This window comes from Actinospica robiniae DSM 44927 (assembly GCF_000504285.1).
GTDB lineage: Bacteria > Actinomycetota > Actinomycetes > Streptomycetales > Catenulisporaceae > Actinospica > Actinospica robiniae.
This window is the reverse complement of the sequence record NZ_KI632511.1, coordinates 1,466,075-1,479,139: the sequence shown is the minus strand read 5'-3', so window position 1 is coordinate 1,479,139 and position 13,065 is coordinate 1,466,075. Positions and strand designations below refer to the sequence as shown.

Sequence of the window (13,065 nt, the reverse complement as noted above, 5' to 3'; positions counted from 1 at the left end):
GGAGCGCGGATCATCCTACGCGGTCGAAGGGTATCGAAGAGGTTCGACATGGCTGACGCCTCGTTTCAGGAACACCAAGGGGCGCCACGCAGGAAAACGGGAGGGTCGGACCGTGCCGCCGCTCCGCCCATACCGGCGCCGAGAGTCGGGAGCCGCCGGGGTCTGGAACGTCTGGTGTTCAGCCTACTCCCTGATCGGCCGGAACCCGGCGATCCGTCGGCGCACGAGCAGCGCGGTCGGCGCTGTGCGCCGTCAGTGCACGGCTCGCGTGCCTGGCCCGCCTTAGAAGGTAGTAGTATGATGAGTTCGCCACCCCGGACCCCGGCGGCGTGAGCATCCGTCACATTGCACGGATCTTCATATGTCGGTTCGGGTTTTTCATGCGAGCGACCCGGCCTCGGTTTGGGCGCCCCGCGCCCGGGCCGGTCCGGCGGCCACGGTGAGATGACTGCGCCGCAGATGCGGATTTCCCTCCCTCATCTCACCTTTGGAGTCACCATGGGCATCATCGCCTGGATCGTGCTCGGCATCATCGTCGGCAGCGCGGCCGAATACTTCGTCGGCGGCCGCAAGTCGCACGGCATCATCGTCACCTGCCTGATCGGCGTCGTCGGTGCCGTGGCCGGCGGCTGGGTCGCCGCCAAGCTCTTCCACATCCACAGCATCCATGGTTTCTTCAACCTCTCCACCTGGATCACGGCGCTGATCGGCGCCGTCGTCCTGCTCGGCGCGGTCCAGATGGTGGAAGGCCGGTCCGGCAGCCGTCGCAGTGTGCGGCGATGACCTGGAAGCCGGTCCCGAACCCCGCGAGAAGCCGCTTCGGGTCGCGATCCGCACGACTGCTGCACCCGGCCAACCGGCGCCGCTTCGAGCAGCGAACCCGCGGCGAGCAGTTGGCCGACCGGGTGACCGGGATCTTCGGGTCCTGGCGGTTCATCATCGCGCAGACCTTCGCCGTCGCCGCCTGGATCGCGGTCAACCTGATCGGGTTCGCAGACCACTGGGACCCCTATCCGTTCATCCTGCTCAACCTGCTCTTCTCCACCCAGGCCGCCTACGCCGCTCCGCTGATCCTGCTGAGCCAGAACCGGCAGTCCGACACCGACCGGATCAAGGCCGAACACGACTACCGGGTCAATCAGCTCGCGCTGGGGTACCTGGTGGCCTGGCACCGGGACGTCCACGGCAGGGACTGCCGGTGCGTGCAGGAGGCACTCGACGACGAACCCCTGATCGACCTGCGGCCCGACGACGCGGACCCCCCGGGTCCTGCAGAACCCCGAAGGTCCTGCGGCAACCCGTCAGCCTGGGCGATCTAGAGACAGGGGCCTGATAGTTGGACCGGGTCCCGTCGAAGTCGGTCGTCGACCGGGCCGTGGTGGGCCGCGGCCGGCGTGTACTGTCGCCCTTGCCCGTGGGGGTGCATAATCGCGGTAAAGATCCTCGTCACGCAGCCTGACAGAGTTCTCGGATAGGTCTAGACCAAACGCCGGTCTCGTGGCCCGCCTGGCTGCCTTCACCTGTGAGGTGGATGGATGGCGGCATCGTCGCGCAGTTGTCGGCGAGCATGTTCCCCCACGCACGCGACAGGTCGGCTTCCATGCCCGGCCGGAGGCCACGTGTGCTGCGTGTCAGGCGCGGGAGTCCGGTGATGTTCCAGGGTCGGGCCGGGGGCAGCGACGCCGGGAGGTCGTGGTCGACCGCGGACGACCTGGCCGTACGCGTCGCGGAGGGGGTGGTACGCCAGGCATGGGGGTTGGCGCTGCTGAGGTGGCGCGATCATATGGAATTCGAGCGTCGGGCCGCCGAGGAGCACTGCTCTGCGGCATGTGACGCCGTGGCTGCAGCGTTGCGTGACGGCGACGCCGAGGGGATCGCCACTGCCCACGCGGCTCTGGACCGGGCCGTCGAGACCGCGCTGTCGGCTTCGCTGGACTGTGAGCAGGTTCGGCGGAAGGTCCGGAGGGAGTTGGATCTGCTGGCGGGCGGGGGCGACGGGCGGCCGGTCGCAGGACACGTCCGGCGTTTGGAGGGCGGCGATCCACAGTCCATCGGGCGGGTTCCGGAGATTTCCGCTGATCTCACCCCGCAGGGCAGGGCCCGATACGCGATGTGGCGATTCAGGGTGCGCCTTCGCCGCCGTCTGCGCCGGGTGGTCGGGGTCGGGCGGCCGTGAGGGCCCGCGCCGCCCCGTGGCCCCTGAGGGGCCGGTCTGCTGACGGTCCCTCACGGCGACACCCGGGCGGCGGACCGCGAGCAGGCGCAGACGCCGCGGCGCGGATGCCGGGGGAGCCACATGGCAGTACGTTGGGAAACGCCCATGACGCGCTGACACCCGGCGCCACTCCCACGACGGCTTCCCGGAGGCGATGATGCTCTGCACCGCCGCGCCGCTCGGGGTTGCGCCCGTCAGCGGCATTTCGGGCCACCGTTCGATCAGTGGCGCCACCGACATCCGAGCGCGCCGCCCTCGTCCGTCGCTGGTCTACTGAGCGGGAGAGCCGTATGGGTCTTTCGACGGCGCCGCGGCGGGTGGCACCGCGGGTGCCGCTGCGCCACGGGGAGGGCGGCAAGGATCATCTGACCAGCTTCGGCGGGCTGGCCGCGCTCTCGCTCGACGCGCTCAGTTCTGTGGCGTACGGCCCGGAGGCGATGCTGCTGGTGCTGGTGGGCGCCGGTTCTTCCGCGCTGCACCTGTCCCTGCCGATCGCGCTGGCCATCGCCGAGAGCGCCAGGTTCTTGATGCTCCCGATGGTGGTGTTCGTCTGCGCGATCTTCGGTGTCATCGTGGTCGGGGTCGTGCGCGCGCACCCGGCCGCGGTGGTCGGGGCCGCCGCGCCGATCCGGATCACCGAGTCCCTGGGCGTGCTGTTGGTCCTCAAGGCGTTCGCGGCCGGCTGTTCCGCGCTGACGGGTATCGAGGCGATCGCCAACGGCGTCCCGTCCTTCCGCGAGCCCCGGGCCCAACGCGCCCAGCGCACCGAACTCGTGCTCGGGGTGCTGCTCGGGCCGATGCTGATCGGGCTCGCGGTGCTGGTGGTGCGCGAGCACATCGCGCCGCGTACCGGGGTGACGGTGCTGGCCCAGGCCACCGCGGGTTCGTTCGGGGACGGCTGGGCGTACTCCGCGACGAACATCCTCGTCGCCCTCGTGCTCGCCCTCGCCGCGAACACCAGTTTCGGCGGTCTGCCGGTGCTGATGAGCCTGCTGGCCAGGGACCACCGTCTGCCGCACCTGTTCGCCCTGCGTGCGGAACGGCCGGTCTACCGGGTCGGTGTCCTCGTCCTCGCCTCGCTCGCCGCCGTCCTGCTGATCGCCGTCGACGCGGCCACCAGCCGGCTCATCCCGCTCTACGCGATCGGGGTGTTCATCGGGTTCACCATCAGCCAGGCCGGCCTGCTGCGCCACTGGTACCGCCAGCGCCCGCGCGGTTGGGCTCGGCGAGCGGTCCTGAACGGCACCGGGGCGTTTTTGACCGCGATCGCCGCGATCGTGTTCGTCGCCACCAAGTTCACCGAGGGCGCCTGGCTGGTCGTGATCGCGGTACCCGCGCTGATGCTGTTGTTCGCGCGGGTGCAGAGCTACTACCGGGTCGTGGGGAGCGAGCTCGGCCTCGGCATCGTCCCGGGCCGCCCGCACGCCACCCGGAGCCTGGTGATCGTGCCGGTCGGGGAGATCAGCAGGCTCACCGAGTACGCTCTGACGGCCGCGCTCTCGCTCGGCGACGAGGTCGTGGCCGTGAGCATCCACCTCGAGTCCGAGCGTAGCGCACGGTTCCGCGACGCGTGGGACCAGTGGAATCCCGGGGTGCGCCTGGAGATCGTCGAGAGCCCGCACCGCTCGCTCGTGCACCCGATCCTCGCCTACGTCCGCCGCGCCCAGCAGGACGGGCGGCAGATCGCCGTCCTGATCCCCGAAGTCGAACCCCGCGCCCGCCGCTACCGGATCCTGCAGAACCAGCGCGGACTCCTGCTCGCCACCGTGCTGCGCGCACGGACCGACGTCCTCGTGTGCACCCTGCCCTACCGGCTGACCAGCCGGTAGGGCAGGGTGGGATTGGCCCGGGCCTGGCGCTACGCCGAATCAACGTGGGATCGGATCGCCGGTCCGGTGGATCGGATGCCGAGGTGGCGCAGTGCGCGGATCGCCCCTCCCGCGCCGCACAAGTCGGCCGCCGCCGGACGCGAGGTGCACCTGCCCGTCTTCCTCGCCGACTTGCTGGAGCGCCACCTGAAGGCGTCTCCCGGTACGTTCGTGTTCACCGCGAACCGCGGCGGGCCTCTGCACGCCTCGAACTTCTGCTCCCGCGTCTGGAAACCCGCGCTCGCCGGCCTCACACAGGCAGGCCGACTCCCCGCGTCAGAACTCTTTGGAAAGAGGAAGACTCGATCGGGCCGAGGACTGCGCTTCAATGGCACCGGACTCGTCACGACACCAGAGCCTGTCCGGATTCGGTGCGACGGAAAGGGTGCGGTTGGCCGCTGTGATGTGCGGATGAGGTCAGTTCAGCGCAGATGGGGACAAAGGCATTGGCATTTTCGGCCCTGCTCCCAGCCTGCTCCCTGCTCTCACATTAATGGGAGCAGATACAAGTAAGGCCCATGATTACCTTTCGGTAACACATGGGCCTGACCTGCGTACTTTCGCGGTGGGCGATACTGGGATCGAACCAGTGACCTCTTCGGTGTGAACGAAGCAATTAATTGATATCTCCTACAAGAGATAACAGCACGCATGCGTTTGACGTGCAGCTTTTCTGATTTCATGTCCTGTGGCCCTTCGATTCAGTGCAGTTCGATGCAGTTGAGCGATGTTCGAACGGCCGTTTGCTCCCTGGGTTGCTCCCAGCTTCTACTCCCGGCTGCTCTTAAGCGTGGCCAGTTGCATGTGGAGCGCTTGACGTGCTCCCAAAGCGGCTGACGACCTGTTCGTTTTTCTCGGTGGAAGCCTCTGAACGGCGAGTACTTCTCGGTGCCGGGAGTTGCGAAGGATGTTGTCGGGCCGCTGACCGCTCGTGGAGGGCGCCGGGACGTTGCTCCCTGCTCCCAGCGGAGGTCTGGTCCGCGCGAGCTCTTTGAACGGTCGAGTTCGAGCCGGATAAGCGAAGCGCGTTGCTCCCAGTCCTTGGGAGCAACGTGACCTCTTCGGGCTCGTGAGAGGGCGCATGTGCCGGGTTCTGTCCGCGCCTTCTGGCTTGGTGGCGCGTAGACATGAACCCTCTGAACGGCGGCGCAATCGAGAGTCGTGGACGTATCCCGGTGCGCTTCATCTCGACCTGGCTCTGACGGGCGACGCAGAATCGACAATCGAGGGCGCTAGGAGTGGTGTCCCTGGCGTGAAGGTGCGATGATGCAGGCCAGCGCCGCACAGCGCGCGTGCGGGCGCATTGAAGAACTCTGACACAAGCCCTTCCTGTCGATGTGACAGGAAGCTATCTTCGTGCTCATGCTTGAGGATCCGTGGACACCACCGGCCGTTCTGCTGGCCGTCGATCTAGTCATTTTGACCCTGCGGGCCTCGGTGCTGCACATCCTGCTGGTGGAGCGCAACGTCGAGCCGTTTCACGGCGCTCTCGCGCTGCCCGGCGGCTTCTTGAGCCATGACGCCGAAGGCATCCTGGCTGCGGCGCACCGGGAGCTGAATGAGGAGGCGAGTCTTGGCGGCTCGCGGCTGCACCTCGAGCAGCTCGGCACCTACGGCGCCCCGGGCCGCGATCCGCGCGGCCGTGTGGTGTCGGTGGCCTACCTCGCCATCGCCCCCGGGTTGCCGGAACCGGTGCCCGGCACCGATGCGGCCGGGGCGTTCTGGAGGCCGGTCGACCGCGTGCTCACCGGACGGACCCGCCTTGCGTTCGACCATCGGGAGATCGTGGCGGACGGCGTGGAGCGGGCCCGCGCCAAGCTGGAGCACACCGGGCTGGCTGCCGCGTTCTGCGACGAGACCTTCACGATCTCGGAGCTGCAAGCGGTCTACGAGGCCGTCTGGGGCGTCGCGCTGGACCAGCGCAACTTCTCCCGCAAGGTCCAGGCCGTACCCGACTTCCTGAGCGTGGCGGACGTCAGCCGCCGCGCCACTGGCGGGCGCCCGGCCCGCTTGTTTCGTGCCGACCAGCGGGCGCCGCTCTACCCGCCGATCGTGCGCCCGGACCCAACGAACCGTGAGGAGACTGAGTTGACCGACGACACGGTGGTGATCCTTACTGCCCTCAACCTCGAATACGCTGCTGTCAGGGTGCGGCTGACCGATCTGAAGCCGTACCGTCACCCGCACGGTACGCGGTTTGAGATCGGCACGGTGCCCGGCAGCCGGTGCCGCGTGGTGCTCGGCCTGGCGGCGCGTGGAAATCAGGCCACCGCTGCGCTGGCCGAGCGCGCCATCGAAGAGTTCTCCCCGGCTGCGCTGCTCTTCGTCGGGGTGGCCGGCGCGCTGTGGGACGGTATCGCCCTGGGCGATGTCGTGGTGGCCACCAAGGTCTACACCTACCAGGGCGGCACGAGCGAGGACGACGGGCTCAAGTCGCGTCCGGTCAGCTGGGAGATCCCGCACGAGATCGCTCAACTGGCCGCCCATGTGGAACGGACGGGCGGGTGGACGGCGGGACTACCGACCGGCGCGCTCGTCCCGGCGGTCCGCTTCGGCCCGATTGCGGCCGGCGAGATCGTGCAGAACTCGCGGAGCTCCCGGGAGGCGAAGTACATCCGGGAGCGCTACAACGACGCGCTCGCGATCGAGATGGAGGGCGCCGGCGCGGCGCAGGCCGGCCATCTGAGCGGCACGCCGGTCGCCGTCATCCGCGGCATCAGCGACATGGCCGACGGCACGAAGACCAGTGATGGGGACGGTTCCTGGCAGCCGACAGCCGCCGCCAACGCCGCGGCGTTCGCCGTTGGCCTCGCGCAAGAGCTGATGGCGGAAAGGTTGCAGACGGGAAGGCCGGCACAGGGTGAAGCGGACGGTAAGAGCACGGTGCGCGGCGGCCGAGGGGCGGATGCCGCGATGCAGAGCGAAGGCGGCAGTGATGACGCGGGCGGTGGGGCGAAGGTCCGCACGGTCGCCTTCCACAACCACGGGGCCGGGCAGATCGGGTTCCAGGCAGGCCAGGTCAGCGGGGGCACCTTCCGGATAGGGTTCGGCCCGGAGCCCACGGTGCCGGTCGATCTGTCCGCCGACTTGGCGGCCTTGCGCGATCTGCTGGGGCAGCAGCGCTCGGCCGGCGAGATCGACGAGACCACGTACGAGGCGGCGCAGGCGGAGCTTGCCATCGCGAGCGAGGCGCTGGCGGAGGCCGCCACGCCGGAGGGTCGCAATACGTTCATTCTGGCGCTCAAGCGGCTGCGCGGACTGATCGCCGACGTCGCGGACCTGGCCACCCGTGTGGCCGCGATGCTCGTCACCGCGAAGGCACTATGATGTCCGGGCCTGATCCGGGCGTGTCGTTCACCACCGAAGGCGGTTCATCCGTCGGCTTCCAAGCTGGCGAGGTAAGCGGCGGAATCTTCTATATCGACGCACCGACCTATCGACTCTCCTCGGACGCGTCCCCGGAACAGCAGTACGCGGTCGGCGTCCGTTACCTGGCCGACGGAGTGCCGGTCAAGGCCCGCGAGCTCATCCGCGCGGCCATCGACCGGGGCCTGGACAGCGCGGAGGTACGGTTCCACTGTGTCCTGGCCCTGCTAAGCAAGCGCTCCTACCGCGATCTGAACCGGAGGGACCGGGAAGAGCTGGCGACCCTGCCCGAAATCCTTCCCCGGTACCTGGACGACGAGTGGACCCGGGCCCTGGTCGCGGTCTACGAACTGCTGCACTGCCTGCGGACACACGGCTCACCCGACATGGCGCTGAAAAAGGTGCACGAGCTGAGGGACGAGCAGCGCGGCTTGATCGCCCGTCACCTCGACCTCGTGCTGACCGGCGGCATCAAGGACAGCTTGTGGGCGCAGTCCACTGCCCGAGCCGAGGACGATCGCGCTGGCAGCGGTCGCGGCGACCGGATGTGGGCGTGTTTTCAGGCGAAGCCGATGGAGGCGCGGGTCCGCGAGGCCGAGCCGTCTCCCGTGACGGGAGCGGACAACGCCGTCACGGTGGTGTGGTCTGCTCTGTGCGTGCTGCTGGCCGGCTATGTCGGCTGGACTGTGATCCTCACAGGCCGTCCGCTGCCGATTTGCGCCGTGGTCGTCGTGCTCGGTGCGGGCTACCTCGCCGTCCGGGCGCGTCTGGAATGGCGCTGTCAGAACGACCTCCTCGCCGCGATGGAAAGCAAATACGCCGTCCCCGCCGAAGAAGAGTCGCTCGGAAAGGGGTTCACCAGCCGCGTCGAGAGCCGGTTCGTGCACTACTTCACCAAGTACGCGCCACACCGCTTCGAACTCGAGGACTGGCTGGCAAGTTCGGCGGGCATCCGCAGGGTGCTGCGGATGGAGATCGCCGAGATCTACCGGGAGAGCCGGATCCCGGTCGAGCGGATCGACTGGATCATCCGCTTCCTGGCCATCCGGGTCAGCAAGAGCTGGAACGACGGCAGCGTCTGGGACTTCCGGGAGCAGTACCAGGTCCCCTGGCAGGTCAAGGCCCGCAGCGTGGCTGCGACCGCCGTGATGGCGATCGCAGGGGCCGAGGTGCTCGGAACGCTCCTATCGACGCACTCTGTCCTGGCCCTGCTCGCTTCGGCCGGAGCGATGAAGGCTGGCCGGGACGCTGTCGGCGGGTGGTTCCGCATGGTGAGCGAGGGTCGTCAAGCGCACCAGCGTGAAGTCGAGCGCGAAACCGAGTACGCCCTGCGCCGGGCCGAATGTGAACGCTGGAAAACCAAACTGCAGGAGACCCGGCCGCGGGAGGACGAGCTCGAATACTGGCTGTACTGCGACAAGGTCATCTGGCTCCGCGACGCGCTCAAACACTACCGGTTGGCCTGGCGCGACATCCTGGCCCACGCCTTCCTGCTGGTGCCGGCCCCAGGCGCGCGACGATTCCGGATCGAGGGCGGCCAGCCCCGCTACTCGCACTACACGCTGCGGCTGTTCCTGATCACGGACTGGGGCGTCAGAGAAGCCGACACCAGACTCGACTTCGCCAAAGCCGAATTCCACGGCCAGGACCGCGACAACTACAGCTACTCGTCCGTCTCCTCGGTCCACGTCAAGAAGGCGAGCGAATTCGAGTACACGATCGAGCTCACCCTCACGAACGGGCCCGTCCGGCCCATCCACGTCACCGAACCCGTGATGATCGAAGAAGGCTCCGACGACGATCCTGTCGACGTCGCCCGGATGGACCTCGACGCCACCGGCTTCAGCCATGCCCTGCATATCCTCGAGGGCATCGCCGCGGAGGGCCGCGATTGGATCGACCGCGACCCGCTGCCGGACGAATCCTCCTAGAACGGCTACACCCTGGGGGACAGCATCCTGGTGGCCCAGCGCGCCGTGATGGCTCGCAGCGGCGTCGCGCCGGCTGCTCACTCCGGAGGGGACCGGCTGGGCACGGCCGGGTGGCACCGGCACATGCACCTGTCCGGGATCACTGGCACATACGGCGGACGCCGCACACGGCCGCGCATATGGCGTGCATTCCCGCTGGTGAAAGGGTCTGAGAGCCGGAGGTCTCTGATAAGGAACAAGGAAGAGCTCGAATCAACGAGGAGGCAGGCAATGCCGCAGGGAATGTACTACCGGCGGGGGCACTGGGTGCGCAAGGGCAGGCGCAAGACGAAGGTGAGCGGGTGGGTCGTGCTGGCCGTCGTGCTGGGCGTGGCGTGGCTACTGCTGCACAGCACGCGGAGCAGCGCGGCCCCTGTGTCTAAGCCGACGACGACCGCGCACACATCTAGCTCCCCGACCGCCCGGTGAGCCGTAGGCGGATACGGACGCGAAAGCCGAGCGGGCCGACCGAATGGAGCGCGGCGGCCGCCAGCGCGCTGCTCGCCGTTGCTTTCGTCAGCGAGGCTCTGCGCTCCGCGGCGCGCGAGGTCCCGCTGCCAGCGTACGTAGGCGCCCTGGCCGTCCTCGGCACCGGTTGCGCCGCCGCGACCGCCGCGTGCGCGGGCGGATCTCGATGCGCAACCAGATACGCGGGGCATCGGGCCTTACGATTTCCATGCTCGTGATCGATGGACTGTCGCCGATTGACTTCGAGCTGGCAATCACGGACCTGATGCTGCGTGACGGCATATCGGCCCGGCACGTCGGGCGTGCCGGAGACAAGGCGGCCGACGTCATTGGCACCGATGCCGAGGGCGCCGTCTACATCGCGCAGTGCAAGCACACCACCGTCGGCGGCAAGGTCGGCGTGCGCGTCATCTACGAGGTCAACGGCACCGCCCGCCCGGTCCACGGAGCGGATACAGCGCTCGTGGTGACCAACGGTGCGTTCACCAAGGACGCTCGGGAGCAGGCACGGGACTTCGGTATTCACCTGATTGACAGGACAGCGCTGCACCAGTGGGCCGCCGGGGCTCACATCCAGGCCCTCATTAGCTTCGCCCAGAGCGCGGATCTGCACCGAGCACTTCGACGGGCGCGAGCCCGTCGTTGATCAAGTTCTCATTGGGCCGATCGCGGGGCTCACAGTGACCTCGCCTACGACGACGCCGTCGCGCTCAGCTACGAGTGCCAGCGAGAGTTCGTGCAGAACGCGCTGAGATCTCCGGACTGCACCGCGTGGGTGAGCAGCTTGAGGCACCCCTCGCGGCCTGATCGCACGCACGCCTTCAGGGTTTCCGCTATGACCCGGCGCCGATCGCTGCTCGCAGGGGCGGGTTTAAGGCCATCCCTGTTGCCCCGGTCAGGTCCGATATGGCCACGATTGTCGTGGACTACGCGAGCCAAATCCTAGTGCCGCTCGTCCCGACTACCTTCTCGCGAACCGGTCTGTAGTAGCTTGTCCGGCGGCCTGTGCCCGCCTCTTGCTCGCTCTACCCACAGCTTTCACCTAACTATGTGCACTGGCATGCCGCGGCAGCTTCGCTCATGCGGGCCTGCCGTCAGTGGTCTGTGCTCGCTGCCGTACGAGTTCGCGGAACTCGACGAGCGTCTTGCTATACCAGGCTGCATACGCTTCGTTGGTGGCGTCCTCGTCGTCTTCACCGTCCTCGTCGTCGTAGACGCCATCGGTGTCGGTGTACTCCTTGAAGATCATCCAGCAGCCGTCGATGCCTGACAGGAGGTCTTCGAGGAGGTCGAGGGATGCGCGGGAGGGGTCGAGCGGGGTGGGCCGGATGCCGTGTAGCAGCGCGAGCCGACCGTTATCACTGTCCGGGCCTGTGTATTTCGCTGCTTCTTCCTCTGCCTCCTCGATCTGCTCGAGGTAGGCCTCGACGTCCGGGACGAAGCCGCTCGCGACGACCGCCGCCTCGCGGATGAGGGAGACCGCAACGGAAAACGGGCTTTCGCCGTCGTCCAGCCTTTCGAGGACGAGCGTCGGTGTGCGGAAGGGGAGTGCCTCGATGTCGTCGGCGACTTCAACGACGTTGGTGGGGTCGAGCCCGGACCGCTCGGCGGCGGCGACCGCCGCGGCGGTGGGGTCGATGCTCGTGAACAGTTCGGCGCTGCCCAGTGGCTCGTCGCGGAGGAACGCGTCCGCGGCGGCCACCGGGGCCGGGGACGCCTCGGGGCGGGAGAGCAGAACGGCTTGCTGCGCCCGTCCGTCCAGGTCGCCGCACTCGGCGCTTTCGATCGCGCTGATCTCGAGAACGAATTCGGCGCGCACCCGTTCCGTCAGACCAATGTCCGCGATCTCGTGCAATAAGCCTGCCGAGCCGGTGGGCGGATTCGACGATTGGCTCGTAGCTGACCATCATCATCCCGTGCTCGGGGAGGTTGGGCTTCGTGATCGCCTTCGGGACCTTGCGTAAGATTCCCGGGTCTGCGCCCGGTGCCAGGCCGGGCTGTTGTGGTCCTCGCCGTCGCCGAGGTCGGCCGCCGGCTTCGTGTAGGCACGCCAGAGGCAGTCAGCCAGAATGGTCATTGCATGCGCCAGCACCAGGCCGTGCGCGTCGCCGGTGTCCTGGGTGAGTATGGTCACCGTCGCCGCGCGGTCGCCCTGTCCGGTGCCCCATGTGGCGATGAGTCGCTGGTCTTGCGGATCGAAGGCGAATCGGGTCATGGATCCATCATGACGAGCGGATCCGACACTTGCGCGGGTTTGCACTTCTCGTCTGCTACTACGGCAGTCGGACTTCGTGGGCTGATACGTGTGGTCATGCTGTGAGTGCGAGGCGTGTGCGGTAGTGGTGCCAGCGTGCTCGGGCCTGGTGGCTTCGGCGCCAGTCGGACCAGGCCAGATGGAATTCAATGTCCTGGCTCGCTGGTATTCGCCAAGCGGCGGTCGTGGTCAGTAGGCGCTGGATCTCGGGGACGGTCAGCGCGGTCATGCCACAGTCGGTGGGTGCCTGCTGGTCGGTGTCGTCGGGCAGGACGGGTTGAGGGTGGGCGGCTTTGGCCAGCGCGGATGCGATGGCCAGCAGCGCGTAGGCGGCCAGGGCGAGGGCGGTGTGTCGTTTCCAGGCGCGGTAGCCGCGTACCTGGGTCTGATCCAGGGCGACGGACTGCTTGGCGTCTTGGAAGTCGTCTGTGCGCCACGAGGCGCTGGTGAATCGAGCAGGGGTGAAAGGACTCTACCTCCGGTCAGTCGCAGCTGGCCGGTGAAGCTGGGGGCAGCCGCGCCGGGGAACGCCGGTTGGCGGTGGGAGCAGCCCCGACAACGTACGGGACGGGCCGGAACTGTCAGACGGTCTGGGTCCGGCAAGCAAGGCGAGAAGGTGTACGAGAGGAACCGCTGTCTGACGCCCCGTAAGTCCAGGACCGTGCTCAAATCTGACGGATATGGGCCGGGATGCAGCGCGTGGCCGTCGGGGTCTTGTGGACCTGGCGGGCAACTTCGAAGCCGGTTGGACGATCCGGTGGGAAGGCCACGGTGAAAGCCTGCGGCGTAGCCGTGGCGATGCTGTCGGGGTAAAGGCGGGCGCCTCACTCGCCGATCGATTCGCTGGTGAACGTGGGAACCATCCGCGGTCGCCCTCCCGCCGGGCATCCGGTGCGGCGGTGGGCAGGTCCGTTGCCGGCTGTG

The 13,065-nt window shown here is 67.9% G+C and carries 9 protein-coding genes and 2 pseudogenes; 8 read left to right on the top strand and 3 right to left on the bottom strand.

From position 1 onward, the window contains the following. Positions 1 to 498 precede the first annotated feature (498 nt). From ACTRO_RS06385 to ACTRO_RS44775, 8 genes and pseudogenes are all read left to right on the top strand, one after another. A complete protein-coding gene (locus ACTRO_RS06385) occupies positions 499 to 783 on the top strand; it encodes a GlsB/YeaQ/YmgE family stress response membrane protein (RefSeq protein ID WP_034261940.1) in 285 nt (94 codons plus the stop codon). Continuing rightward, complete coding sequence (locus ACTRO_RS42860) at positions 780 to 1,319, top strand: DUF1003 domain-containing protein (protein ID WP_051450394.1); 540 nt, start codon at positions 780 to 782, stop codon at positions 1,317 to 1,319. The genes ACTRO_RS06385 and ACTRO_RS42860 overlap by 4 nt, the downstream gene beginning before the upstream one ends. Positions 1,320 to 2,505: 1,186 nt before the next feature. Continuing rightward, complete coding sequence (locus ACTRO_RS06370) at positions 2,506 to 4,044, top strand: amino acid permease (protein ID WP_034261934.1); 1,539 nt, start codon at positions 2,506 to 2,508, stop codon at positions 4,042 to 4,044. 1,401 nt (positions 4,045 to 5,445) lie between these two features. Beyond that, positions 5,446 to 6,168: pseudogene (locus ACTRO_RS50755) on the top strand (NUDIX hydrolase); the annotation flags it as partial. Positions 6,169 to 6,186: 18 nt separating this feature from the next. Next, positions 6,187 to 7,410, top strand: a complete 1,224-nt coding sequence (locus ACTRO_RS50750) for a 5'-methylthioadenosine/S-adenosylhomocysteine nucleosidase family protein (protein ID WP_425394872.1) — start codon at positions 6,187 to 6,189, stop codon at positions 7,408 to 7,410. Between the two features lie 20 nt (positions 7,411 to 7,430). After that, positions 7,431 to 9,380 carry a hypothetical protein gene (locus ACTRO_RS06360; protein WP_157435844.1) on the top strand — a complete coding sequence of 650 codons (1,950 nt, stop codon included), beginning with the start codon at positions 7,431 to 7,433 and terminating at the stop codon, positions 9,378 to 9,380. 270 nt (positions 9,381 to 9,650) lie between these two features. Then, positions 9,651 to 9,848 (top strand): hypothetical protein, encoded by a 198-nt coding sequence (locus ACTRO_RS06355; RefSeq protein WP_034261931.1) that lies wholly within the window; start codon positions 9,651 to 9,653, stop codon positions 9,846 to 9,848. A 247-nt stretch (positions 9,849 to 10,095) separates the two neighbouring features. Beyond that, a complete protein-coding gene (locus ACTRO_RS44775; protein WP_051450392.1) occupies positions 10,096 to 10,533 on the top strand; it encodes a restriction endonuclease in 438 nt (145 codons plus the stop codon). A gap of 432 nt (positions 10,534 to 10,965) precedes the next feature. Here the strand turns inward: ACTRO_RS44775 and ACTRO_RS06345 are convergent, their stop codons facing one another. From ACTRO_RS06345 to ACTRO_RS51300, 3 genes and pseudogenes are all read right to left on the bottom strand, one after another. Beyond that, a complete protein-coding gene (locus tag ACTRO_RS06345) occupies positions 10,966 to 11,742 on the bottom strand; it encodes a hypothetical protein (RefSeq protein WP_157435842.1) in 777 nt (258 codons plus the stop codon). Positions 11,743 to 11,796: 54 nt separating this feature from the next. After that, on the bottom strand, positions 11,797 to 12,102 hold the full coding sequence (locus ACTRO_RS06340; RefSeq protein ID WP_034261926.1) for a hypothetical protein: 306 nt from the start codon (positions 12,100 to 12,102) through the stop codon (positions 11,797 to 11,799). Positions 12,103 to 12,196: 94 nt separating this feature from the next. Then, positions 12,197 to 12,577: pseudogene (locus ACTRO_RS51300) on the bottom strand (IS701 family transposase); the annotation flags it as partial. Between the last annotated feature and the right edge of the window lie 488 nt (positions 12,578 to 13,065).

Bases quoted from the DNA above. Each gene is read 5' to 3' on its own strand.
- ACTRO_RS06385 (WP_034261940.1), top strand. From the start codon at position 499: ATGGGCATCATCGCCTGGATCGTGCTCGGCATCATCGTCGGCAGCGCG.
- ACTRO_RS42860 (WP_051450394.1), top strand. From the start codon at position 780: ATGACCTGGAAGCCGGTCCCGAACCCCGCGAGAAGCCGCTTCGGGTCG.
- ACTRO_RS06370 (WP_034261934.1), top strand. From the start codon at position 2,506: ATGGGTCTTTCGACGGCGCCGCGGCGGGTGGCACCGCGGGTGCCGCTG.
- ACTRO_RS06355 (WP_034261931.1), top strand. From the start codon at position 9,651: ATGCCGCAGGGAATGTACTACCGGCGGGGGCACTGGGTGCGCAAGGGC.
- ACTRO_RS44775 (WP_051450392.1), top strand. From the start codon at position 10,096: ATGCTCGTGATCGATGGACTGTCGCCGATTGACTTCGAGCTGGCAATC.
- ACTRO_RS06340 (WP_034261926.1), bottom strand. From the start codon at position 12,102: ATGACCCGATTCGCCTTCGATCCGCAAGACCAGCGACTCATCGCCACA.